The sequence below is a fragment of the Nocardiopsis camelliae genome (assembly GCF_028993595.1).
Taxonomy (GTDB): domain Bacteria; phylum Actinomycetota; class Actinomycetes; order Streptosporangiales; family Streptosporangiaceae; genus Nocardiopsis; species Nocardiopsis dassonvillei.
Window position 1 is genome coordinate 3,144,000 of the sequence record NZ_CP118614.1, and the last position, 22,658, is coordinate 3,166,657.

The following is a 22,658-nucleotide window of genomic DNA, read 5'->3' on the forward strand; positions in this document are numbered from 1 at the left end:
CCATGATCAAGATCGAGTCCGTCGAAGAGATCACCATTATCATCGTGTTCAGCGCCAGCTAGCACGTGGCCGGAGGAGGTCGGCCCCTCGGCGGGGCCGACCTCCTCGTCTTACAGGGAGCGGTACTGTGAAGTACAGGTCGGCCAAGCACCTCGAATGCTTCTGGGACGCGTCCGGTTTCTTCGTCAAGAACCCGCTGACGAAGGCCAGGATCAGCACCGAACCGATCACCGTGAGCGTTCTCCACAGTTTTTCCGAGTTGCGATCCGTCTCCGATGTCGCGCAGGACCTGGGGCTGGAGGAGGACGTCCTGGAAAGCGCGGTTTCCTCCCTTGCCGCCCTCGGTTTCCTCGAACCCGGGGAACAGGGCGAGGCCGGAACCGGGTCGGGGGGTTTCGATGCCTGGGCGCCCTGGGGGAAGGAGGGGGTCTCATTCCACTTCTCCACCAGGGACGTCCCTTTCACGGAGAGCACCGACGAGGTCCGGGAGGAACTCACGAAGGACCCTTCTCCCCCCGTGTTCAAGGAGTACAGGGACGCGGACAGGATCTTCCTCCCCCGTCACCAGAAGGACCCCGGGCACTCCTACCGCGAGGTCCTCTACCGCAGGAGGACTCACCGGGACTTCGTCGACGCGCCCGTCAGGCGCGAGGTCTTCTCGACCCTCATGGCGATGACCTTCGGAGCGAAGGACTTCATCGACGCCGAGCAGTTCGGCGCCCTCATGCTGCGCACCAGCCCCTCCGGCGGCGCCCGGCACGAACTGGAGGCGTACGCGGTCGTCACCGACGTGGCCGGAATCGCTCCGGGGACCTACCACTACAACGTCCGGGAGCACTCCCTGGAACTGCTCCGGGAAGGCGGGTTCCGGGACCGCCTGACCCTGGCGTGCGACTCGCAGTCAGGGGTGGGTGAGGCGCCCTTCTCCGTGGTCCTGACCTCGGTCGTCTCACGTCTGAGCTTCAAGTACCGCCACCCCCGCGCCTACCGGGTCATGCTGATGAACGCCGGGCACCTCGGCCAGACCTTCGCCCTGACGGCGACGGCGCTGGGGCTGGGCCCCTTCCAGACCGCCGCCTTCAACGACTCGGCAGTCGAGGAGCTGCTGGGCGTCGACGGGGTCCGGGAGACCGCGCTGTACGTCCTCTCCGCCGGTGTCCCCGCCGTGGACGCCGACGGGGAAGCGGTTCTCACCCACCCGCCGATGAGCGTGGAGGGATACCGCAGGGCCAGGTTCGAGTAGGCGCATGGGCACCGACTCCTCACAGGCCGGGGACGCCCCGTCGGTAGTGGGACTGGGGGGAGCCTTCCACCGCTTCTGGGCCGGACACACGTCGGCCAACCTCGGCGACGGCGTCCTGTTGACCCTCTTCCCGCTCATGGCCGCCGCCCTGACCTCCGACCCACTCGCGGTCTCGATGCTGACCGCGGCGGCCTACACGCCCTGGCTGCTGTTCGGACTCCACGCCGGGGCGCTGATCGACCGGATCGACAAGCGCCGCGCCATGGTCGTCGGCAACGTCGTGCGCTGCGTGCTGCTCGGTGTGCTGGCGGTGGTCTCCTGGTTCGGTCCGGTCCCCGTCTGGGGGCTGTGCCTGTTCGTCTTCGCCCTGGCGGTCTGCGAGGTCTTCCACGACGGCTCGGCCCGGGCGCTGCTGCCCGTGCTGGTGGCGCGCGGCCTCCTGGTCACGGCCAACAGCCGCCTGCAGGGGACGCGTGTGGTGGCCTCGGACTTCCTCGGCGGCCCGCTCGCGGGACTGCTGTTCGCCCTCTCCGCGGGGACGGCGCTGCTGTTCAACGCGGGGGTGTACCTGGTGGGGGTGCTGTTCCTGCTCGCCGTGCCCGCCGCGGTGCGCTCCCCCGGCGGGGAGGGGGAGAGGGAGGGGGACGGGCGGGCGCCGGACACGGAGCGCCACTCACTGACCCGCGAGGCGCTGGAGGGGCTCCGGTTCGTCAGGGACGACCGCGTCCAACGGGGGTTCGCCGCGGCCGCCGCCGTCTCCGGGTTCGCCACCGGCGGGGCGTCGGCCATTCTCGTCCTCTACATCACCCGGACCCTCGGCGTCCCGGAGGCGCTGTTCGGGGTCTACACGATGCTGTCCCCGGTGGGGGCGCTGGCGGCCTCGTTCCTGTGCGCCCCGTTGGGGCGGTGGTGCGGCCACGGGCCCCTGCTCATCACGGCCCACCTCCTCGGGGGCGGGGCCCTGCTGACCATGGGACTCCTTCCCGGCGTCGTCGTGGGAGCCCTCGCACTAGGCGTGTTCGGCCTGGCGGCGACGACGATCGCGGTGAGCGCGGGCTCCATCCTCCAGGCGGTGACGCCGGAGCCGATCCTGGGACGCGCGTCCATGGCCCGCATGATCTTGGCCCAGTCCTCCGTTCTCCTGGGGGTCCTCACCGGCGGCCTCCTGGGAGGGCTCGGGCTCCCGGCGCCCTTCGCGGTGGGAGGTGTCCTGCTGCTGGCCGCGCCCCTGGTGTTCGGCCGCGTGTTCCGGGAGGGAGCGGAGCGCGCCGGGGTGTGAGCGGGCCCCGGCCCGGGCCAGGGGATCCCTGAGCGCCCCGCACGCCCCCGGCGAGCGGGGCGCCGGGCCCGCTGGAGAGGTCCGCCGTCAGATATAGGTAGACTGGTCTACCTAAATACGACACCGGAGGTGCACCATGGCCAACGTCGAGGAGGCCCGGCCGCGTGCGGGCTCGGCCCGGGAGAAGCTGCTCGGCGCGGCGGCGCGGTTGTTCTACGCCCACGGCATGACCGCCACCGGCATCGACGCGGTCACCGCCGAGGCCGGTGTGGCCAAGATGAGCCTGTACAACAACTTCTCCTCCAAGGAGGAGCTGACGCTGGCCTACCTCCAGGAGCGGCACCGGGAGTGGCTCGACCTGTACCGGCGCCGCCTGGAGGAGGCCGACACCCCTCGGGAGGGGGTCCTGGCGGTGTTCGACGCCTACGTCGACCACGCCTCGGCCGCCTACGAGCACGGGTTCCGCGGCTGCGGGCTGCTCAACGCCGCGGCCGAACTCCCCGCGGGCGCACCGGGCAGGGCGCGGGTGCGCGAGCACAAGGAGCAGATCGAGGCGCTCGTGGCCGGGCACCTGGAGCGGATCACCGACCCCGACACGGCGGCGCGCACCGCCCGGCACTGCTCCTTCCTCCTGGAGGGCTCCATGGCCCGGGCCGGACTGGAGGGAGCACCGGACCGCCTCCTGGAGGCGCGCGCGATCGCCGCGGCCCTGGTGGACGCGCTGTGAACCGCCACCGTTCGCTGGGCATCGCGGCCATCACGGTCACCTCCGTCCTGTGGGGCACCACCGGAACCGCGGCGACCTTCGCCCCGCAGGCCGGGCCCCTGGCCATCGGCTCGGCCGCCCTGGGGATCGGCGGCCTGCTCCAGGCGCTGATCGCCCTGCCCGCGCTGGCGGCGGCCCGTTCCCGTCTGCGGGACAACCTGCCCCTGGTGGCGGTGGGAGCCCTGGCCGTGGGCGTCTACCCCCTGGCGTTCTACGGCTCGATGCACCTGGCGGGGGTGGCGGTGGGCACCGTGGTGTCCCTGGCGTCGGCACCGCTGGCCTCCGGCCTGCTGGAGCTGGTGGTCCAGCGCACACCGCTGAGCCGGTGGTGGATGCTGGCCGCGGCGGTGGGCATCGTCGGCGGCGTGTTGCTGTGCGTGTCCAACACGGCCGCACCCGCCGCCTCGCCGGGCGGGACGGCGGCCGGTGTCGCGCTCGGGCTGGTGGCGGGCCTCACCTACGCCGCGTTCTCCTGGGCGGCGCACACCCTCATGGGGCGCGGCATCGACCGGGCGGCGTCCATGGGGGCGGTCTTCGGCTGCGGCGGCGTGCTGCTCATGCCGGTGCTCGCGCTCACCGGCGCCCCCCTGGTGGCCTCCGGGCAGGCCTTCGCGGTGGCCGCCTACATGGCGCTGGTGCCCATGTTCCTGGGCTACCTCTTCTTCGGCTTCGGCCTGACCCGGGTCTCGGCGAGCACGGCCACCACGGTCACGTTGAGCGAACCCGCGGTCGCGGCGCTCCTGGCGGTCCTGGTCGTCGGGGAGACGCTGACCGGCGCGGGATGGTTCGGCCTGGGGCTCATCGCCCTGGTCCCGGTCACGCTCGCCATCGCCCCGGCCCCCGGCCCGGCGGCGCGGCCCGCCGAACCGGCCCGTGCGGCGGGGACGCCGGTGACCGGTGACCGCGAACCGGCGTGAGTGACGGGTCGCGGGGCCTCACAGTGCCAGGGAGGCGATACTGCCGGTCTCCAGGGCGACCCAGACCGTTCCGTCCGCGGTGACCGCGACGCCATGGGGTTCACGGGAGGGCGAGGGCAGGTCGAACAGGTCGATGTCGCCCTCCGCCGTGATGTGCCCGACGCGGTTCGCGCCCCACTCGGTGAACCAGCAGCCGCCCGCGGGGTCGGCGGCGATGGCGTGGGGGCGCGAGTCGCGCCGGGGGAGGGGGAACTCCCGGATGCGCCCGTCCGCGGTGAGGCGACCGATCTGGCCCGCGGCGGTCTCCACGAACCACAGGGCGCCGTCCGGACCCGCGGTGATACCGACGGGCCCCGCCTGGCTGGTCGGGAGGGGATGAAGGGTCACGTCCCCGCCGACGGTGACGCGGCCGACGGCGTCGGCCTGGTTGAGGGTGAAGTACAGGGCTCCGTCGGGCCCGGAGGCGATGAACGACGGGAACCCTCCCCTCGTCGGCAGGGGGAACTCGGCGACCTCCCCGTCGGTGGTGATACGACCGACACGGTCGGCGTTCATCTCGGTGAACCACAGCGCCCCGTCGGGCCCGCTCGTGATGCCGAAGGGTTGGGCGTCAGGGGTCGGCAGGGCGAAGGAGTCGGTCCCGCCGTCCGCGGTGACGCGGCCGATCCTGCCGTCCTTGGTACGGGTGAACCAGACCGCGCGGTCCGGGCCCGTGGTGATGATCGAGGGCGCGCACGCGGCCGAGTCCAGCGGGTACAGGGTGACGGAGCCGTCCGGTGCCATGCGGGCGATCCGGCCGTCGTGGACGGGCGTGGCCCACAGCGAACCGTCGGACCCGGCGGTGAGGCCGTACGGTCCGGAGCCCTGCGCGGCCACGGGGTACTCGCGTACGGAACGCTGCTGGAGGCGGTGTGCCACAGGTGTTCTCCGGTTATGCGGTGGGTCGGGCGCGCACGGTGTCCCAGATGACGTGGGCGAGTTCCCGCGGGCGGGCCATGGGCACGTTGTGGTGCGCGCGCATCTCCACGAGCGTCCGTTCCGGGCGGGCGGCGACGACGGCCCGCACCTCGTCGCGGCGCGCGGCGTAGAAGCCCCGGTCGGGAAGGACGACCGTGAGCGGGCAGGTGAGGCGCTCGTAGACGTCCACGCTGGGGTAGACGGCCGCGTCCGGCGCGGGGGCGCTGATCACCGCGATCTGCTCGGGGGGGCGGACGCCGCAGCCACGTGTGCTGGTCCCTGCTGAAGGAGCGCTCCAGCACGCCGCGCAACCAGGCCGGGGCGACAGTCCCTGTTGAGCTCGTCCCCGGGGGCCTCCCGCACACCGCGCTCGATGTACTCGCGCGCCTGTTCGGGGGAGGCGGACCACCCGTAGCCGAACCGGGCACGGACCCGCTCCATCGCCTCGGGTGTGGTCCACCGCTCCTGGTTGGCCACGGCCTCCTCGCGGGTGTTGAGGACGAGCCCGTCGACGACGCACACCGCGGCGGGGCGGACCAGCCTGCTGGCGGCCACGGCGGTGACGGCGTAACCGCCCAGCGAGTGCTCGACCAGGACGGGGTCCTCCCAGCCGAGGGCCCGGACCGCGCCGGCGAGGTCGCGCCAGTACTGTTCCGCGTCGTGGGAGTCGGCCCTGGTACGGCCGTGTCCGCGCAGGTCGACGGCGACGACCCGGCAGCGGTCAGTCAGGTGGGCCGCCACGTCCGTCCAGGCGGCCGCGTTGTGCCCGCTGCCGTGCACGAGGAGGACCGGGGCACCCGCGCCGCCGAAGTCCAGCGCGGCCAGGGCCTCGTGGCCGAGGTCGAGTGTGGTCTCTCGGGTCTGCACCGGATCATCCTGGGCCCGGTGCGTCCTGGCCGCAACCGTATTTCCCGTGTCGCGGCGTGGACCGCTGGCTGTGGGGCGCTGGCAGACGTCCCCGCAGGCGCCGTTCAGACCAGGCCCAGCTGCTCGACCACACGGGCCACCCGCTCCCGCTCGGCGGCGGGCAGTCCCAGGATCGGGCGGGGCAGGCAGTTGGGGGCCACCAGCCCCAGGTGTTCGGCGATCGCGGCGATCACGCGCAGGCTGCCGTGGGAGGCGAACAACTCCCACAGCGGACGCAGCCGCTCCGACTCCGCCGCCGCCCCCTCGGCGTCACCGCCCAGCGCGGCGCGGACCAGGGGCAGAGCGGCGGCGGGCAGGGTTCCGCCCACCACGGAGAACCAGGCCCGGCAGCCCGCGTTGAGCCCCGTCGCGGCGACGCCGTCACCGGAGATCCCGATGGTCACGTGGTCGGGGACGGCCGCGCGGACCGCCGCCACACGTTCGCGGGCGGCCGCCGGGTCCGCGGGCACCGGCGGGATCTTGATCGCGGCCACGGCGGGCAGGGCGGCGACGCGCGCGTACAGTCCGGTCGAGAAGGTGAAGTGTGTGGTGCCGGGGTTGTCGTAGACCACCAGGGGCACCGACAGTTCGGCGGCGACGGTCTCGTAGAGCGCGAACACGTCCTCGTCGGTGAGCGGCTGATAGCTCACCGGGGCCAACAGCACGGCGGACGCACCGGCCTGCTGGGCGTCCTGGGCCAGCGCCTGCACGTGGGAGGTGCGCAGCGCGCCGATACCGACGACCACCGGTGTGCCGTCCGCGTGCTGTACCGCCGTCCGGGCCGCACGGCGGCGCTCCTCACGGCCCAGGTAGGCGTAGGAGCCGGTCGATCCCAGCGCCCCGATGGAGTCCACGCCCGCCTCCGCCAGGCGGGTGACCAGCCCCGCGTAGGCCCGCTCGTCGAAGCGGTCGTCGTCCAACGGGGTCAGCGGAAAGGCGCTCAGGCCGGTGAACATGCTTTCTCCCTCATGTGTGCGGGGCGGGTACGGCGGACGGGCGCCCGGCCCCGCCCCCTGCGGGTCGCGGGGGCTCGGCGGCGGAGAACACCTTCCGCACGGTCGTGCTACCGGGACCGCTGGTGCGCCTTCCACGCCCGGTGGAGTTCGCGTCGGCGCTCGTACTCCCTCTTCGCGCGGTGCTGCGGATCGGTCTCGGGGGTCAGCGACGCCGGGCCCATGACGTGCAGGAGCGCGTAGTTGATACGGAACCCCGTCCTGTACAGCAACGAGAACGAGTCCTTCCCACGCGGCTTGTCCATCGCCGTCCACCTCACTGTTTCCTGGATCGCGGACGCGCGCCGCGAGAGTGCGAGAGAGCGGGGAGTCCATCGCCGCGAGAACCGCGGCCCTCCCCGCCCAGCAGCGTATCCGCCCGGTTTCCGCCGCCCCGTCCGACCCGCCCTGTACGGGCACGGCCCCGAACGGCTTCGCGGTTTCCGGCGCCGCGGCATTCGGTGCGGAGAGGCCTCGGAGCCGTCGGCCCTCCACCGCGCCCCAGGACCCCGCCCGGCAGGCGGGGCGAAGCCCACCGGATCCTCACCCGGTGGCGGCCGACCCACGCGGAAACGACCCCGGAGCGATGACCTCCTCGCCCTCACCCTCCGGCGGGTCGAACCTGGCCACGAAGTCCGCCAGCGCCTCCGGCGTGACCGTCAACGCGTTGGCGTCCCGGCGGCGGTTGCGCTCCGACAACCGCCGCAGCAACTCCTCGTGTCCCACGGGGAAGTACAGCAACCTCCACCGCGCCCCCGCCGACTCCACCAGCTTCTTCCACCCGGCCCGCTCAGCACACCGCCACAGACCGTGGTCCATCACCACGTCACGTCCCTCGGCCACCAGCGCGACCAGACGCTCGCGCACCCACTCCACGACCGGGGCCTGGCGCTCGAAGTACTCCCACTCCGGATAGTCCACCCCGTACCGGCCGTGCCGCCGGTGGACCTCCTCGTCCACCGACAACCGCACCACACCGCGCGGCTCCAGCACGGTCCGCGCGTAGGTGGTCTTTCCCGATCCGGTCAAGCCGACCAGCAGGAACACCACGGGGATCCGTCCCACACGTCCTCCCTCCCGGAGCAGCCGACGCACCGCTTCACCCGAGCGACCCCAGGAACCGCCATCGGACACATGCCCAAGATCGTTCCTGTTCAACGGTGCGCGCAACGTCCGAACCGCCGCCCCGGCCGTCGCGGCGTAACGGGATACCGCGGCCCCGCAGGTCCCGGTCTGCCACGTGGTGACGGTCCGTGTGCTTCAAGCGCGGCCGACGCGGTACGTCAGATGCGTCGCGTAGGGCGTGACGACAGCGTCCTGCTGTGTGAGCGGGATCTGCTCCGTGACATGGTCGAACAGTCGCGTGCCCGCTCCCATCAGGACGGGTGACAGGTGGACACGGAGTTCGTGGACCATCCCCATGGCCAACGCCTGCCCCGCGACGTCAGCTCCTCCCATGATGACGACCTCCCCGCCCCCAGCAGCTTTCGTCGCCTGGTAGACGGCGGAAGCGACGCCGTCGGTCACGAAGGTGAAGCCGACGGTGTGGCGTCTTCGGCGCGGAGCCCGATGGGTGACGACGAAGCCGGGCGGAGCCTGGGACTGGTCCTGCTCGTAGCCGTATCCGCGATCGCCCTGCCACCCGTGGGCGCCGTCGACGAAGTCGAAGGCCCTGCGCCCCATGATCACTGCCCCGGTGGCACGGAAGCCTTCCCGGAGAATGGCGGCGTCCTGGGGGGAACGCTCAGCAGACGTGACCCATCCCTGGATGGGCTGCCCGTCGCGGCCGAGTCCCTGTGCGGGGTTGGCGTCCGGTCCGGTGACGTACCCGTCGAGGGACACGGAGATGTCGACGACCACCTTGCTCATGGTCCTCCTGCTTCTGTTCTCTCAAGACCCGGATGAGGGCCGTAGCGGTGCTGAGCAGGACACGTCGCAGACTTCACGACGATGCCTTGCCTGCGGCCCGTCATGGGTAGACCGGACGGGGTGGGAGAAGTCATCGTCGGCGTGTGTCGCGAAAGCAGTGAGGGAAAGCCGACGTTCGTGCCCCGCGCGTTGATGGAGCAGTCGCCGCCCCGTGGGCGGTGCCGGGAACGCCGTCAGGACCTGCGGCGCAGGTGGGAGGGCTCATGGACGACACACTCCTGTTCGACGAGCTCGTGCGCGCACTCGACGCGGACGACGGCTCCGCCGACGGGCTCCCCGACCGGACGGGGGTCCTGCTGCGCCGGTGGCGGGGCCGTGACCTGAACCCGCCGTACCTGCTGCACGTGGACCCGCCGATGCTGGGGGAGTGCCTGCGGTCCATGGAGGGAGTCGGTGAACTGTTCCCGGACGCCACGGCCGAGGACGGCGCACTGCGACTGTTCCTCGTCCACGTCGAGGAGGCCGTCGAAACCGCTCCGGAGGGCCACACGCACCTGGTGGTCGGCCCGGCCGGGGTGTACGCGCGGCCGGACGCCCCGTCGCGGACCGACGGCGGCGGTTGACGCGGAGCGACACCTCCGGACCGGGCTCCGGCCCCGCCCCGCCCGTCCGGTTAGCGCACCCCGCACGAACCGGGACCGGCGGGCGGCGGCAGTGTTCGGCCCCTCGGCCATGGGGCCGCGGGAGCCGGTCGGGCGAACCCCCTAGGATACGGCGTCCGGCGTTTCCGCACCGAGTTCCAGTTCGAGCAGCAACCGGTGCGTCGGATTCGCGAGGGCGAAACCGAACAGTTCCTGGGAACGCCTGATCCGCTTGCGCACCGTGTTCTCGTGAAGCGTCAGTTCGGAGCCCACGGCCATGACGTCCCCGAAGTTCCTCAGGTAGGAGAGGAGCGTCCGCCGGTAGTCGGTTCCGTGCTCGCCGTCGTGCGCGACGACCAGACCGCCGAACCCCGTCCGCAGCATCGGATCGGCCCGGACGGCCTCGAACAGCCGCTGCCGCACGATCTCGCCGTGCAGTTCCCACGCCGCGTAGCTCCCGGGCCGCGCGCCCGAGTCACGCAGGTGGCTGACGGCGCGTTCCAGGTCGTCGCGGGCCTGGCGCAGCTCCCGCGGGTCCCGGACGCGTTCGCTGCGAACGAGCAGCAGGCCGGTGCGCAGCAGGCGGGTGGCCCGCTGGTGGAAGTGGTCGGCCAGGGTGGGGACGGTCACCGAACGGCCCGGCGCGGTCGTGAGCAGCACGTACAGGTGGTCCTTGACCAGGGCGACGGCCGGTTCGTGGCCCAGGGAACGGGCGTCCAGTTCGAGCAGGCCGATGGCGCGCATCAGGTTCGCCTGGTGGTCGGGGCCGCGGTCCGGGCCCCGCGTCTCGGCGACGCAGACCAGGCTCCCCGGCAGGTGGAGCGCGCCGTCGGCGTGGCCCGGCGCCCGCAACGCCGTCTGGAGGGCGGCGTTGCGTCCCTCCTGTTCGGCGTCCAGGCGCCGGCGGATGGCGAGCAGGTGCAGCGCGGCGAGCTTGGCGGAGGTGGCCAGCACCTGCTCGCAGTCCACGATCGCGCCCTCGTCCGGGAAGACCGCCCACAGCGACCCCAGGACCGCGTCGCCGGCCCGGACCACCACGGCGAGCCGGGGCAGATAACCCTCGCGCCGGATCAACTCCACGGAGTCGCTGCGCCACAGGTCGCCGCTCAGGTGGTGGGGGAGCGCGTGGTCCGGGACCCGGCGGGACAGGATGCCCACCCGCCTGGTCTCGTCGATCGGCTGGTCGGGCAGGTTGGAGTAGGCGACGATCCTCTGCTCGGTGTCCATGATCGCCACGGCGCCGCCGCAGACCGCGGCGACCGAGTTGGCGAAGGAGAACAGGTCGCCGCCGCCCGGGTCGTGGGCGGGATCCCCGCCGGTCGGCTGGGTCGCGATCAGGGTGGAGGCCAGACCGTAGAGGCGGCTCCACGGGATGTCCGGGCTGACCGCCACGACGGTGGCCCCCTCCGCCCGGGCGGACTCCACGACCGGCGGGGGCAGGGTTCCCGCGCACCTGACGGCCAGGGCCCCGGCCGCCTGGGCCGCCAGGCGCAGCGCCCGGACGACGGCCTCCGGCGAGGAGAGGTCCAGCCCGAGGGCGAGGAGGAGGCACTTCGGGGGAACGGCGTCGAGCGACCTGCCGTCCAGGAGTTCGACCCCGCCCACCGGGAGAGCGGCGTCGCCCACCGCGAGCCTGACCACTTCGGGCCGCAGCATGTCGGTGAGGTCTCCCATCGCCATGGTGGCCATCGTCACGCCCCTGCCCGGTGTGCGGGCCGACACCCCGGAAGGGAAATGAGGGTCGGCCTCGACATTGTTTGCCATGCGGCTTTCGCCCACTGTTGTCCTACTCGGGATTTGTCCGTCCGGCAACCCCCCAGGAGGAACACCGTGACACCCCGCCACGTCGAACCGGAGTCCGGACCCCAGGTGTCCAGACACGGGGCCGACCACCCCCGGACCCCCGGCCCCCGCGGCGGCGGTGGTGAGCGCGTGCCGCTGAACGACCGGGCGGACCACGACGGCACCGACGACCTCGCCGCGGCGGTCGGCGCCGAGAACGTGCTGACCTCGGCCACCGACCTGGTCCGCTACTCCTCCGACGCCAGCCCCTACCTGCAGACGCCCCGCGTCGTGGTGCTGGCCCGCACCGGCGACGACGTCGCCGAGGTCTTCCGCTTCGCCTCCCGCAACCGCAGGCGCGTCGTCCTGCGCGCCGCCGGAACCAGCCTCAACGGCCAGGCCCAGGGCGACGACATCCTGCTGGACGTGCGGCGCCACTTCGACCACGTGAGCGTGGAGGAGAAGGGCGCGATCCTCAGGAGCGCACCCGGTGTGATCCTGAGCAGGGCCAACGCCCGGCTCGCCCCGTACGGGCGCATGCTCGGACCCGACCCGGCCAGCAGCGCGGCGGCCTCCGTGGGCGGGGTCGTCGCCAACAACGCCAGCGGCATGACCTGCGGGGTGCGGGCCAACTCCTACCGCACGGTCGAGTCCCTGCGCATCGTGCTCCCCTCGGGCACACGGGTGGACACCGCCGCCCCCGACGCCGACACCGAACTCGCCCGCGCCGAACCCGAACTCGTCGCACGGCTCCTGCGCCTCCGCGACGAACTCCGCGCCGATCCGCGCCTCGCCGCAAGGGTCAGGAGCAAGTTCGCCATCAAGAACACCAGCGGTTACCGGCTCGACGCCCTCCTCGACGGAGACACCCCGGTGCGGATCCTGCGCGGGCTGCTCATCGGCTCCCAGGGAACCCTCGGATTCCTGGAGGAGGTCACCTTCCGCACCGTCCCCAACCCGAGGTGGAAGACCACGGCCTTCCTCCGCTTCCCGGACCTGGCCGCCGCCTCGGCCGTCGTCCCCGCCCTGATGGACCTCGGCGCCCGCGCCGCGGAGCTGCTGGACAACCTCTCCCTGCGGTCCACGCGCTCGATCGCCGGAGCACCCGAGTGGACGCACGCGATCGGCGCGCACGACGCCGGACTGCTGGTCGAGTTCCGCTCCTCGGACCCGGCCGACCTCGACCGCTTCGAGCGCGAGGCGCGCGAAGCCGTCCGCGGAGCGGCCCTGGGCGGGGAGTTCACCCGGGACAGCCGCGTGTCCAACGGCTTCTGGGCCGTGCGCAAGGGGCTGCTCACCGCACTGGGCGCCAGCCGGCCGCCGGGCACCGTCCTGCTCGGCGAGGACGTCTGCGTGCCCCCCGCGCGGATCGCCGAGGCCGCCGTCGCGTTGCGCGACGTCCTCGCCGCGCACGGGTTCGACGCCTCGGTCGCCGGACACGCCTCGGCGGGCAACCTGCACTTCACCCTGGTGTTCGACCCCGCGGACCCGGCCGACGTCGAACGCTACGCGCGCTGCGTGGAGGAGGTCGTCGCGCTCGTGGTGGACCGCTTCGACGGCTCCCTCAAAGGCGAGCACGGCAGCGGACGCAACATGGCGCCCTTCCTCGAACGCGAATGGGGTCCCCGCCTGGCCGGGATGATGCGCCGGGTCAAGGACGCCCTCGACCCCGACGGCATCCTCGGCCACGGCGTGCTGTTCACCGACGACCCGCGCTCCCACCTGCGCGACCTCAAGACCCTGCCCGCCGTGGCGCCCCTGCTGGACGGGTGCATCGAATGCGGCTTCTGCGAACCGGTCTGCCCGAGCCGCGACCTGACCACCACCCCCCGCCAGCGCATCGTCCTGCGACGGGAGATCGCCCGCAGAGGCGGTTCGGACGCGGAACTGGAGAAGGAGTACGGCTACGCCGCCGTCGACACGTGCGCCGGCGACGGGTCCTGCGCCACCGCCTGCCCCGTGGGCATCGACACCGGACACGCGATGAAGGACCTCCGCCACGCACGGCACGGCGCCGCGGCCGAACGGGGCGCGCTGGCCCTCGCCCGCCGCTGGGCGGTGACGGAACGGCTGGCCAGGATGCTGCTGCGCCTGGCACGGGCGTGCGCGGACGCCGTCGGCGACCGGCCGGTGCGGGCGGCCAGCCTCCTGGCCCGACGCATCCTGGGAGCGGAGCTGGTACCGGAGTGGCTGGCCGCCACGCCCGGGCCCGCCCCCGCCCCGCGGCGCGGCCCCCGCGAGCGGCCCGCCGGCACCGAGGCGGTGTACGTCCCCTCCTGTGTCAACCGGATCTTCGGAGCACCCCCCGGAGCGGCCGACCCCACCACGGTGACGGCCGCGCTGCCCGCCCTGGCCGACCGCGCGGGCCGCACCCTGTGGACACCTCCCGACGTCGCCGGGACCTGCTGCGGCACCGTGTGGCAGAGCAAGGGCTACCGCGCCGCACACGCGCACACCGCCAACGAACTGGTGGAACGACTGTGGCGGTGGTCCGACGAAGGCAGGCTGCCCGTCGTGGTCGACTCCGCCTCCTGCACCCTGGGCGTCCTGCGCGAGGCCCCGGTGGTCCTGGACACCGGCAACCGCGCCCGGCACGCCTCCCTGACCGTGGTCGACGCCCTCACCTGGGCGCGCACCGAACTGCTGCCCCGGCTCACGCCCACCCGCCGCCTGGACCGCGCCGTCCTGCACCCGACCTGCGCGGCCGGCCACCTGGGCACCGCCGACGACCTGCACGCCCTCACCGCCGCCCTCGCGGAGGAGGTGGTCCAGCCGGTCACCGCCACCTGCTGCGGGTTCGCCGGAGACCGCGGCTTCCTGCGCCGCGAGCTGACCGAGAGCGCCACCCGCGGCGAGGCCGCCGAGCTCGCGGGGACCACGGCCGACGCCTACGTGAGCGGCAACCGCCCCTGCGAGATCGGCCTCCAGCACGCCACAGGACACCCCTACGAATCAGTCCTGGTGGCGCTCGACCGCGCCACCAGACCCCCCAAGGAGAAACGGAGTTCCTCGTGACGAACGCGTCGCCGTCGTCCCGGGCCATGACCCGCGAGGACCGCAGGGTCCTCGCCGGAACGCTCGCCGGGACCACCATCGAGTGGTACGACTTCTTCATCTACGCGCAGGCCGCGGGCCTGGTGTTCGGCCCCCTGTTCTTCGCCCCGGTGAACGAGCGGGCGCCCGGCCTGGCCGTGCTCATCTCGCTGGCCACCATCGGCATCAGCTTCCTCTTCCGGCCGCTCGGCGCGATCATCGCCGGCCGCTTCGGCGACCGGCTGGGCCGCAAGCGCATGCTCGTGCTGACCCTGCTCCTCATGGGTGCGGCCACCACGCTCATCGGCCTGCTCCCCACCTACGAGCAGATCGGCGTGGCGGCGCCCGTCGTCCTCGTCCTGCTGCGCGTCCTCCAGGGCTTCTCCGCGGGAGGCGAATGGGGCGGTGCCGCCCTGCTGTCCGTGGAGCACGCGCCGCGCGACCGCCGCGGGCTGTACGGCTCCTTCCCCCAGATCGGGGTGCCGATCGGGCTCATCCTGGCGACCGGTGTCCTGTGGGTCCTGACGTCGGTGACCACCCCGGAGCAGTTCCAGGCGTGGGGGTGGAGGGTGCCGTTCCTGCTCTCCCTGACGCTGATCGTCACCGGCTACCTCGTGCGGCGCGCCGTGGAGGAGAGCCCGGTGTTCCAGGAGCTGCAGCAGCGCACCAAGACCTCCTCGGCGCCGCTGCGCGACCTCTTCCGGAGCAACGCCAGGAACGTCGTGCTCACGGCGCTGGTCTTCGTGGCCAACAACGCGGCCGGATACCTGCTCATCGCCTACTTCATCAACTACGGCACCACAACGCTGAGCCTGTCCCGGCCCTCCGTCCTGCTCGCCACGGTCGCGGGGGCGGTGGGGTGGCTGGTCTTCACCCTGTACGGAGGAGTGCTGTCGGACCGCATCGGCCGGGTCCGCACCTTCCAGATCGGCTACGCCTTCGTGTTCGTGTGGATGATCCCGCTCTTCCTCCTGATGGAGACCCGCGACATCTGGCTCTTCGCGACCGCCATCGTCGTGCTGACCTTCGGCCTGGGCCTGTCCTACGGGCCCATGTCGGCCCTGTACGCGGAGATGTTCCCCGCGTCGGTGCGCTACTCCGGTGTGGCGATCGGCTACGCCCTGGGCGCCATCCTGGGCGGTGCCTTCGCCCCCACCATCGCCGAGGCCCTGGAGCAGAGCACGGGGACCCCCCTCTCCATCGGCGTCTACATCATGGTCCTGTGCCTGATCTCCCTGGCGGCGGTCTCCGTCGTCAAGGAGCCCGGCGGCACCGACCTGGGACTCGCCGACGAATCCGCCCCCTGACGCGACCGCCGCTGGTGGGCGCCCCGGACCGGGGCGCCCACCGCGCGGGGTGACCGTTGCGTGGGTCGGTGCCGCGGGCCTACGAGGTGGTCGGCGAGGTCTCACCGGTGTCCGCGTCGTAGCCGTCGGCCCACTCCCCGGTCCCGAAGTCGAAGCCGACCGGTTCGCCCTCCTCGTTGGTGCGCTGGTACCACTCCGTGTAGCTCTCGTCGGTGGAGTCGATACCCGCCCCGGCTCCGTCCCCGGGCCGTGATTCCACGACCTTCAGGGAGAAGTCGTCGCCGTAGCGGTCCACTCCCTCGGTCACGGCGTTGTCCATCGCCGTGTCGATGTAGTGCATGCGCAGGGTGAGGGGATCGGTGCGCAGTTCCCTGAACCACGCGACGACGGCGAGGACCAGCACGAGCGCGAAGGGCACCGCCGTGACGATCACCAGCTGCTGCAGGCCCGTCAACGCCGTCGCATCGCCCAGAAGCAGCATCACGATCGCGATCCCCGACATGACCAGGCCCCAGAAGACGACCACCCACAGGCGCGGGTTCTGGTCCCCCTGCGTGGTGAGCATGCCCATGACCACCGACGCCGAGTCCGCGGCGGTGATGAAGAAGATCGCGAGCACCACGATCACGACGAAGGGCAGCCACTCCACGTACGGCAGGTTGTCGATGAGGGCGAAGAGCACCTCGGGCGCGGGCATGCCCTCGGTGAGACCGGGGGCGCCCTCCCGGTACATCCAGATGGAGGTGCCGCCCATCACCCCGTAGGCGACGAAGAGCAGCGATGACGGGATGATGATCGTGCCGAGGGTGAACTGGCGGATGGTGCGGCCGCGGGAGATGCGGGCGAGGAAGATGCCCACGAAGGGCGACCAGGAGATCCACCACGCCCAGTAGTAGACGGTCCACAGCGACTGGAACTCCTGCGTCTCCGGACCCCACGAGAGCGATCGGCCCATCATGTCGAACAGGGAGCCGAAGTACTCCATGATCGCCGAGGGGAGCAGGTTCAGCAGGAACAGTGTGGGGCCGAGGAAGAGGAAGACCGCGACGATGCCGATCGTGAGCACGATGTTCACGTTCGACAGGAGCCGGATGCCCCTCGCCACGCCAGAGACGGCCGAGACGACGAAGCCGACGGTCAGGACCGCGATGATCACGACCAGGGTGTTGTTCGTGAGCTCCCCGGCGCCCGACACGATGCTGACGCCGGAGCCGATCTGCATCGCCGCGATACCGAGGGCGGCGGCGGTGCCGAAGAGCGTGGCGATGATCGCGAAGATGTCGACGAGCTTTCCGGCGAAACCCTCGGTGAGCCGTCGGCCGAACAGGGCGCGGAAGATCGAGGACATGAGCAGGGGACGGCCGCGGCGGTACGCGGCGTAGGCGACGGCCCCGCCGACCAGCGCGTAGATGGCCCACGCGTGGAAGCCCCAGTGGTAGTACATCTGGGCCAGCGCCGTGTGCAGGGCCTCGACTGACTCCGGCTCGTCGGTCAGCGGAGGCGGTGAAATGAAGTAGCCCAGCGGCTCCGAGGGCCCCCAGAACAGGACCGCCACACCCAGCCCGGCCGCGAACAGCATGGCCGTCCAGGAGAACGTGCTGAACTCGGGCCGCTCGCCGTCCTTGCCCAGCGGAATCCTCCCGTAGGGCGAGAACGCTATGCCCACCGTGGCGACGAGCACGACGATGGCCACGACGTTGAACATCCAGCCGAGGTTGTCGGTCGACCAGTAGAACGCCGTCTCGGCGACCCCGGCGACACTCCCCGGCGACCAGATGCCCCAGACGACGAAGGCGACCGTCAGCGAGCCGGCGATCGCGAAGACGAGCCAGTCGACCCGGTAGCTGCGGCGCTGGTCGTCGATAGAGATGCCCGGAACGAGGACCGGGTGTGTGTCGTGGGGGTACGTGGGGTGCTGGTAGTCCAGGCTTCCGAGCGCTGTGTGGCCCTTTCGGCCCGGCGAGCCCGAGGACCGGCCTTTGCCTTTCTCGTCCTCGGGTTCTTTGCCGTGGCGGCTCGTCTGCTCTTTGTCTTTGTGCGGTTTTTCGGGCATGGCGAACACAGCCTCACGAATAGTGGAGCAGGAGCGCGAACCGTGCCCGGGGGCACGAACGCACGCCGGAAAGGTCGATGGAAAGGGCGGGAGAACCGGCGACCATGTCGCCCGGTCCCGGCGGAACTAGCAGCCGATGCCGTTGGATGCGCCACCGCACAGTACGTGTGCCTCTGCGCGCACGCACTGATGTCGGAAAGCTCCGGTCACCGTTTGTCGCGATACCCGTCGGATGTCCCGGAGGGCTCCTGGCCGCGGCTCACCGTGCCTGCCCACGAGCTGTTTCCGGGGCTCGTCGTGTCGGTCGGGTCGCGAGGCGGCCGGGCCGCCGGGCGTGGTTCGGGCCGTAGGTCCTCTTGTGAGCCCGTATCCGGGTCGGCCCTGCACCAACGATGCGAATTTCGACATAAGCGATGACAGTAACTGTGCCGTAGGGAGTTGTCAACTGGTAGGATGGATATTTGGTGTGGCGTTCGGATTGCGCAACCGCAACTGGGGATTGTTTCCCCTCGTTTACTTTTGTATTAACAGGACCTTGATGCGGGCGGTCCGCACCCTCCTCCGAATTCGTCTCCCGAGCGCAAATCAGGAACCGGAACACCGTCAGCCGCTCCCGCCGAGCCGTTGCCCGGCATGCCATCGCTCAGACATGACGACGCTCGTTGTCCCACACCAGCGCGATCGGCCCTTGGAACGAGGGGGCCCGCCGTTTGCGGACGGGCTTTGGGTCGGCTGTTCCATGCAGCCGTTGGCATGTCCTGAAGCGCCGCATATGTCTGCGCGTTCGTGTTGTGCTTCAACGCGGACTTCCGGTTCTGGATTGCTGGTCTGGTTCAGGTCCGGGTTTTTTCGAATCCGGGTTCGCGAGATGTCAGCGCTGATTGAGGTTGCATGGCAACCCCTTCGAAGCCCGCGCAGACAAGCAACGGTGCGTGCCACCGTGTTCTCCGTACCGGTAATGTTCACAAGCGAACAGGGTTCGGATCGGCAACGTGCCGAAACTGCCGGGACAACAGGGGGTCGCGGTGTCGTGGACAAGTCGGATCGCCGACGCCGTCGAGTGGCGTCCGAGGAATATCGACATCGCGTGGGGCGTGATCGAGGCGCGTCTTGGCACGGCGCTTCCCGCCGACTACAAGGAGCTCTGCCGGTGTTTCGGAGTGGGGGAGTTCAGCGGTTATGTGCATGTGTACGGTGCGCCGGGGGCCGCCGACTCGCAGGTGACGGGCCGGCTGGCGTCGTTGTTGCGGACACTGGAAGAGCATCTGTTCACACGGGACGGCTTCGATCCGTACGGTCTCTACCGTCCGGGGGACAGGGCCTGATCCCCTGGGCCATGTCGGTGACGGCCGTTGAGTTCTACTGGGCCGCTGACGCCGAAGTGCCGCCGGAGGACTGGACGGTGGTGGCGCGCGAGGAGGTCGGCGCCTGGCGGTGTTTGCCGATGTCCGCCTCGGAGTGTCTCTTCCGAGTTCTGACCGACGTCGCCTTCGAGGAGTTCACCATTGCTGACCAGGTGGAACGCCCGTACTTCACGCCGTATGAGGTCTAGCGTTCCCACGGTGCCGCACGCTCGGTGAACAGGGCGTGGGTTGCCGTCGGTGCTGTTGCACGACCTGCACCCCGGAGCGGCGACATCGGCGTTTCCCAGACGGTGTCTGATAACGCCTCGCGAGGTCTTCCACCGATGTGAGCTGTCTTCCCTCGCACGGTGGAGAGGCACTCACCTCTCCGGTTTCCCCGGCCGGTGGGAGGTGGTGATCCAGACTGCGGCGAGTAGGACCACCCCGGCCGTGATCAGCGCGAACGCCCACGAGCCCACCGGAGCCATGGCCGTTTCGCACACGCCAACTCCCAGATTGGGCGGTGAAGCACTCCTTCCCCGAGGCGGGCGACGGCACCGGCCCGACCCTGTGGCTGGACTCCATCGAGCACACCGGCCACGTGGGCGGTACCGAGACCCTGCCCAAGGTCACCTTCGGCGGTACCCAGATGCCCAACCGGGTGGACTCGCCCACCGACGACATCGCGCCGATGCTGCGCTGGCGCATCACCGAGATTCGCACCGAGCGGAACTTGTCAAGTCAAATGAGATGGTGACCTGGTCAAACGTTCTGTGGCGTGTGGTCCCGGCGGTGGGCTGGATCGTTGATCCACACGGTCTCGGGAACCTGGGGCGGTCGCGGTGGACGCGAGAACCGCTCCGGACGGGCGGCATAGGCTTGGGCCAGGGTGGCGGCCCGCTGGTCGCGGACCTGAGCGGCCGTACCGAAGTGCACCGAGGCCGGGGTGTGGTAACCGATCCCTGAATGGCGGTGCTCGTGGTTGTAGTAGGCCATGAACCCGTCCAACCACTGGCGGGCGTGTGCCAGGGAAGCGAACCGGTCCGGGTAGTCCGACGTGTACTTGAGGGTTTTGAACTGCGCTTCTGAGTATGGGTTGTCGTTGGACTGCTTGGGGCGAGAGTGCGAGCGCTCGATGCCCAGGTCCAACAACAGTTGGGAGACCTCCTTGGAGGTCATCGCCGCACCCCGGTCAGCGTGCAGCACTGCCGGGGCGATGCTGCTGGCCTTGGCCAGATCCGCGATCAGCTCCGCGGCCCGCTTGCCGGACTCGGCTCGCTCCACGGTGTGCGCGGCCACGTAGCGCGAGTAGATGTCGATGATGACGTAGGCGTGGAAGTACTCGCCCCGCCCAGGTCCTTTGAGGCGGGTGATGTCCCAGGTGAAGACCTGCCCGGGCCCGTCCGCCCGTAACTCGGGGACCGTCTTGGGCGGGCTGGTCGGCGCGGACGGGCCGTATAGCGGGCTCGGTGGAACCCGCGTCGTTGACCCCTGCCACGGCCCTGTTCAGGGCGGTGGCCGGAACGGGGCTATGTCGGGCGTATCGGATGGGCGGGCGGGGGTGTGCACCCATCGGACGACGGTTGTGTCGAATCCGCTTGACCACCTCTACGAGGTCGAGCGTGGATGCGTGGTACCCCGCCACACGCGGGGCCGTATACCGTATCCGTGCAGCTCAGAGGTGGTGAGCAGGTGTTCCGGGTGGGTGTGAGCACTTCGGTCATCGTGGCCGAGGTCGGCTCACTGCCGAGGGCTGACGGATGTGGTGTGCGTGGTGATCAAGATGAAGGTGAGGCCGTGCATGGCCGCGCGTGAGGGGTCCACGTTCAAACGGTGCGGATGCCGCGACGAGAACACCGGCAGGGCGTTGGGGGCCAGGTGTCCACAGCTCAAACGCCGGACCGGAGGCTGGAACCCGGCCCACGGAGCGTGGGCGTTCCAGTACGAGCTTCCCCCGACCAGTCAGGGTGGGCGCCGCCAAGCCCGACGGGTCGGCCTGCCCTCCCAGGAACAAGCCCGTAAAGAGCTCGGGCACGTCAAGGCGTTGATCGCCCTGGCGGAGAAGGGCCCCACGGTCGAAGTGCAGATCGCTGACCTGGTCCAGACGGCGTTGAAGCAACGCCGCCCACTCCCCGACCTGGAAGAGGTACGTAAACGGGTCGCGATGGCAGTGGACGTACGCACCGAACCCCCCACCCTCGCCGCATGTCTGGGGGAGTGGTTGAAGAGCAAACCCGACCTGGCCGCGGGAACCCGGACCTCCTACGCCGGGCACATCCGCACCTACATCGTCCCGCACCTGGGCCAACTCAGGCTGGACAAGCTCCAGGCCCGCCACGTCGAGACCATGTTCAATCTCATTGAGGAAACCAACGCTCACATCCTGGAGTGCCGCGAGTCCGACGACCCCCAAGTGCGGGCCTCGGTCAGGGGACGGCGGGTGATCTCGCTGTCCACCAAGCACCGCATCCGCGCGACTCTCCGGAGTGCGTTGTCGGAGGCGGTGCGCCGCCCGGACCTGCCCGTGTCAGTGAACATCGCCTCGCACGTACGCCTGCCCTCCTGTCCGAGGAAGCGTCCGCTGGTGTGGACACCGGACCGGGTGCGCCAGTGGAAGAAGGACGGCACGGTACCGGGGGAGGTGATGGTGTGGACCCCGGAACAGACACGCGCTTTTCTGGTGCACGCGAGGAAGTACCCGTGGCTGTACCCGATGTTCCACCTGATCGCGGTCAAGGGCCTACGCCGAGGAGAAGCGGTCGGACTGCCCTGGGCCAACACGAGGTTGACCGATGGGCAGATCGACATCCGCGTCCAGGTCGTACAACTCGCGTGGGAGACGATCACCTCCACCCCGAAGAGCGCGGCAGGCCAGCGCACCATCACTCTGGACACCGACACCATCAAGGTGCTGCGGGCCTGGAAACGGTTCCAGAACGAAGCCCGACTCAAGGCCGGACCAGCGTGGACGGACACCAGTTTGGCCTTCACCAAGGAGAACGGTTCGGGGTGGCATCCGGGGCAGGTCAGTGACTGGTTCCTACGCATCGCCAGGGCCGCCGGGCTGCCGCCGATCACGTTGCACGGGCTCCGCCACGGCGCCGCCTCACTGGCGTTGGCCGCCGGGACGGACGTGAAGGTGGTCTCGGCCGAGCTCGGGCACGCGACCACCCACTTCACCCAAGACACCTACCAGTCGGTGTTCCCGGACGTGGCCAAAGCGGCGGCCGAGGCCACCGCCGCGCTGCTACGAGGCCCGACTCCGGTGACGGTCGGGTAGCCGAACTGGCGAGCACACCAGGAGCCATACGGCGTCACCGACCCCAGGCCAGCGCACGGGTTCACCCCGGCTGGCCTGGGGTTTCCTCATGCCCGCGTCCGGTGACCGATCGGATCAAAGGTCCCCTGGGCGCCGGATTCCCTGCGCCGCCAGTGAACTCTCCTGAATCTCAGGGGAGTCCCGGGGTGTTCCCCTGACACGACCACATGCGGAACCGCCGAACCCGGCACGAGGACGAGGGGCAGCCCGGTGCGTTCGGCGAGGCAGAGACGCCCCGGGCTGTACGAAGG

20 protein-coding genes and 1 pseudogene are annotated in these 22,658 nt (G+C 70.9%); 11 read left to right on the plus strand and 10 right to left on the minus strand.

Translation table 11 applies throughout. The annotated features are described in order from the left end of the window. The first annotated feature begins 127 nt into the window (after nt 1–127). The 4 genes from PV789_RS13725 to PV789_RS13740 all read left to right on the plus strand — a co-directional run bounded on the left by PV789_RS13725 (nt 128) and on the right by PV789_RS13740 (nt 4,205). Nucleotides 128–1,243 (plus strand): SagB/ThcOx family dehydrogenase, encoded by a 1,116-nt coding sequence (locus tag PV789_RS13725; RefSeq protein WP_274977797.1) that lies wholly within the window; start codon nt 128–130, stop codon nt 1,241–1,243. Nucleotides 1,244–1,247: 4 nt separating this feature from the next. After that, nucleotides 1,248–2,522, plus strand: coding sequence for an MFS transporter (locus PV789_RS13730; RefSeq protein WP_274977798.1), 1,275 nt, complete (start codon nt 1,248–1,250; stop codon nt 2,520–2,522). 136 nt (nt 2,523–2,658) lie between these two features. Next, nucleotides 2,659–3,249 carry a TetR/AcrR family transcriptional regulator gene (locus PV789_RS13735; protein ID WP_274977799.1) on the plus strand — a complete coding sequence of 197 codons (591 nt, stop codon included), beginning with the start codon at nt 2,659–2,661 and terminating at the stop codon, nt 3,247–3,249. Continuing rightward, nucleotides 3,246–4,205 carry an EamA family transporter gene (locus PV789_RS13740; protein ID WP_274977800.1) on the plus strand — a complete coding sequence of 320 codons (960 nt, stop codon included), beginning with the start codon at nt 3,246–3,248 and terminating at the stop codon, nt 4,203–4,205. The genes PV789_RS13735 and PV789_RS13740 overlap by 4 nt, the downstream gene beginning before the upstream one ends. An 18-nt stretch (nt 4,206–4,223) precedes the next feature. Here the strand turns inward: PV789_RS13740 and PV789_RS13745 are convergent, their stop codons facing one another. From PV789_RS13745 to PV789_RS13775, 7 genes are all read right to left on the minus strand, one after another. After that, a complete protein-coding gene (locus PV789_RS13745; RefSeq protein ID WP_274977801.1) occupies nt 4,224–5,123 on the minus strand; it encodes a Vgb family protein in 900 nt (299 codons plus the stop codon). A gap of 13 nt (nt 5,124–5,136) precedes the next feature. Then, nucleotides 5,137–5,394 carry a hypothetical protein gene (locus tag PV789_RS13750; protein ID WP_274977802.1) on the minus strand — a complete coding sequence of 86 codons (258 nt, stop codon included), beginning with the start codon at nt 5,392–5,394 and terminating at the stop codon, nt 5,137–5,139. Then, the gene (locus PV789_RS13755) at nt 5,391–6,029 is read right to left on the minus strand and encodes an alpha/beta fold hydrolase (protein ID WP_274977803.1); all 639 of its coding nucleotides are present in this window, start codon (nt 6,027–6,029) and stop codon (nt 5,391–5,393) included. The genes PV789_RS13750 and PV789_RS13755 overlap by 4 nt, the downstream gene beginning before the upstream one ends. A gap of 104 nt (nt 6,030–6,133) precedes the next feature. Beyond that, complete coding sequence (locus PV789_RS13760; RefSeq protein ID WP_274977804.1) at nt 6,134–7,024, minus strand: dihydrodipicolinate synthase family protein; 891 nt, start codon at nt 7,022–7,024, stop codon at nt 6,134–6,136. Nucleotides 7,025–7,131: 107 nt separating this feature from the next. Beyond that, nucleotides 7,132–7,326, minus strand: a complete 195-nt coding sequence (locus PV789_RS13765; protein ID WP_274977805.1) for a hypothetical protein — start codon at nt 7,324–7,326, stop codon at nt 7,132–7,134. 277 nt (nt 7,327–7,603) lie between these two features. Next, on the minus strand, nt 7,604–8,125 hold the full coding sequence (locus tag PV789_RS13770; RefSeq protein WP_274977806.1) for an ATP-binding protein: 522 nt from the start codon (nt 8,123–8,125) through the stop codon (nt 7,604–7,606). 195 nt (nt 8,126–8,320) lie between these two features. Further along, a complete protein-coding gene (locus PV789_RS13775) occupies nt 8,321–8,929 on the minus strand; it encodes a dihydrofolate reductase family protein (protein ID WP_274977807.1) in 609 nt (202 codons plus the stop codon). 263 nt (nt 8,930–9,192) lie between these two features. Here PV789_RS13775 and PV789_RS13780 point away from each other — a divergent pair, with 263 nt between their 5' ends. Beyond that, the gene (locus tag PV789_RS13780; protein ID WP_274977808.1) at nt 9,193–9,552 is read left to right on the plus strand and encodes a hypothetical protein; all 360 of its coding nucleotides are present in this window, start codon (nt 9,193–9,195) and stop codon (nt 9,550–9,552) included. Nucleotides 9,553–9,693: 141 nt separating this feature from the next. Here the strand turns inward: PV789_RS13780 and PV789_RS13785 are convergent, their stop codons facing one another. After that, on the minus strand, nt 9,694–11,250 hold the full coding sequence (locus PV789_RS13785; protein WP_274977809.1) for a helix-turn-helix domain-containing protein: 1,557 nt from the start codon (nt 11,248–11,250) through the stop codon (nt 9,694–9,696). A 150-nt stretch (nt 11,251–11,400) separates the two neighbouring features. Here PV789_RS13785 and PV789_RS13790 point away from each other — a divergent pair, with 150 nt between their 5' ends. Together PV789_RS13790 and PV789_RS13795 are read left to right on the plus strand one after the other, a co-directional pair. Next, a complete protein-coding gene (locus PV789_RS13790) occupies nt 11,401–14,367 on the plus strand; it encodes an FAD-binding and (Fe-S)-binding domain-containing protein (RefSeq protein ID WP_274977810.1) in 2,967 nt (988 codons plus the stop codon). Nucleotides 14,368–14,393: 26 nt separating this feature from the next. Then, nucleotides 14,394–15,692 carry an MFS transporter gene (locus PV789_RS13795; protein ID WP_274978134.1) on the plus strand — a complete coding sequence of 433 codons (1,299 nt, stop codon included), beginning with the start codon at nt 14,394–14,396 and terminating at the stop codon, nt 15,690–15,692. Nucleotides 15,693–15,771: 79 nt separating this feature from the next. Here PV789_RS13795 and PV789_RS13800 read toward each other — a convergent pair whose 3' ends face one another. Continuing rightward, nucleotides 15,772–17,745 carry a BCCT family transporter gene (locus PV789_RS13800; protein ID WP_274977811.1) on the minus strand — a complete coding sequence of 658 codons (1,974 nt, stop codon included), beginning with the start codon at nt 17,743–17,745 and terminating at the stop codon, nt 15,772–15,774. A gap of 992 nt (nt 17,746–18,737) precedes the next feature. Between PV789_RS13800 and PV789_RS13805 the strand changes: the two genes are divergently transcribed. The 3 genes from PV789_RS13805 (at nt 18,738) to PV789_RS13815 (ending at nt 19,845) form a co-directional block, all read left to right on the plus strand. Then, nucleotides 18,738–19,070: an SMI1/KNR4 family protein gene (locus tag PV789_RS13805; protein WP_274977812.1), complete on the plus strand. Its 333-nt coding sequence runs from the start codon at nt 18,738–18,740 to the stop codon at nt 19,068–19,070. Nucleotides 19,071–19,081: 11 nt separating this feature from the next. Further along, on the plus strand, nt 19,082–19,297 hold the full coding sequence (locus PV789_RS13810; protein WP_274977813.1) for a hypothetical protein: 216 nt from the start codon (nt 19,082–19,084) through the stop codon (nt 19,295–19,297). Nucleotides 19,298–19,611: 314 nt separating this feature from the next. Continuing rightward, nucleotides 19,612–19,845, plus strand: coding sequence for a hypothetical protein (locus tag PV789_RS13815; protein ID WP_274977814.1), 234 nt, complete (start codon nt 19,612–19,614; stop codon nt 19,843–19,845). 5 nt (nt 19,846–19,850) lie between these two features. Here the strand turns inward: PV789_RS13815 and PV789_RS13820 are convergent. Further along, nucleotides 19,851–20,477, minus strand: a pseudogene (locus tag PV789_RS13820) (transposase); the annotation flags it as partial. Nucleotides 20,478–20,889: 412 nt separating this feature from the next. On the opposite strand from PV789_RS13820, the gene PV789_RS13825 reads away from it, so the two are divergent. Next, nucleotides 20,890–22,368 (plus strand): tyrosine-type recombinase/integrase, encoded by a 1,479-nt coding sequence (locus tag PV789_RS13825; protein WP_274977815.1) that lies wholly within the window; start codon nt 20,890–20,892, stop codon nt 22,366–22,368. Nucleotides 22,369–22,658 lie beyond the last annotated feature (290 nt).

Coding starts and splice junctions, on each gene's coding strand:
- PV789_RS13785 (WP_274977809.1), bottom strand. CDS start 11,250: ATGGCGATGGGAGACCTCACCGACATGCTGCGGCCCGAAGTGGTCAGG.
- PV789_RS13800 (WP_274977811.1), bottom strand. CDS start 17,745: ATGCCCGAAAAACCGCACAAAGACAAAGAGCAGACGAGCCGCCACGGC.
- PV789_RS13735 (WP_274977799.1), top strand. CDS start 2,659: ATGGCCAACGTCGAGGAGGCCCGGCCGCGTGCGGGCTCGGCCCGGGAG.
- PV789_RS13765 (WP_274977805.1), bottom strand. CDS start 7,326: ATGGACAAGCCGCGTGGGAAGGACTCGTTCTCGTTGCTGTACAGGACG.
- PV789_RS13825 (WP_274977815.1), top strand. CDS start 20,890: ATGGCCGCGCGTGAGGGGTCCACGTTCAAACGGTGCGGATGCCGCGAC.
- PV789_RS13810 (WP_274977813.1), top strand. CDS start 19,082: ATGTCGGTGACGGCCGTTGAGTTCTACTGGGCCGCTGACGCCGAAGTG.
- PV789_RS13730 (WP_274977798.1), top strand. CDS start 1,248: ATGGGCACCGACTCCTCACAGGCCGGGGACGCCCCGTCGGTAGTGGGA.
- PV789_RS13775 (WP_274977807.1), bottom strand. CDS start 8,929: ATGAGCAAGGTGGTCGTCGACATCTCCGTGTCCCTCGACGGGTACGTC.
- PV789_RS13780 (WP_274977808.1), top strand. CDS start 9,193: ATGGACGACACACTCCTGTTCGACGAGCTCGTGCGCGCACTCGACGCG.
- PV789_RS13795 (WP_274978134.1), top strand. CDS start 14,394: ATGACCCGCGAGGACCGCAGGGTCCTCGCCGGAACGCTCGCCGGGACC.
- PV789_RS13760 (WP_274977804.1), bottom strand. CDS start 7,024: ATGTTCACCGGCCTGAGCGCCTTTCCGCTGACCCCGTTGGACGACGAC.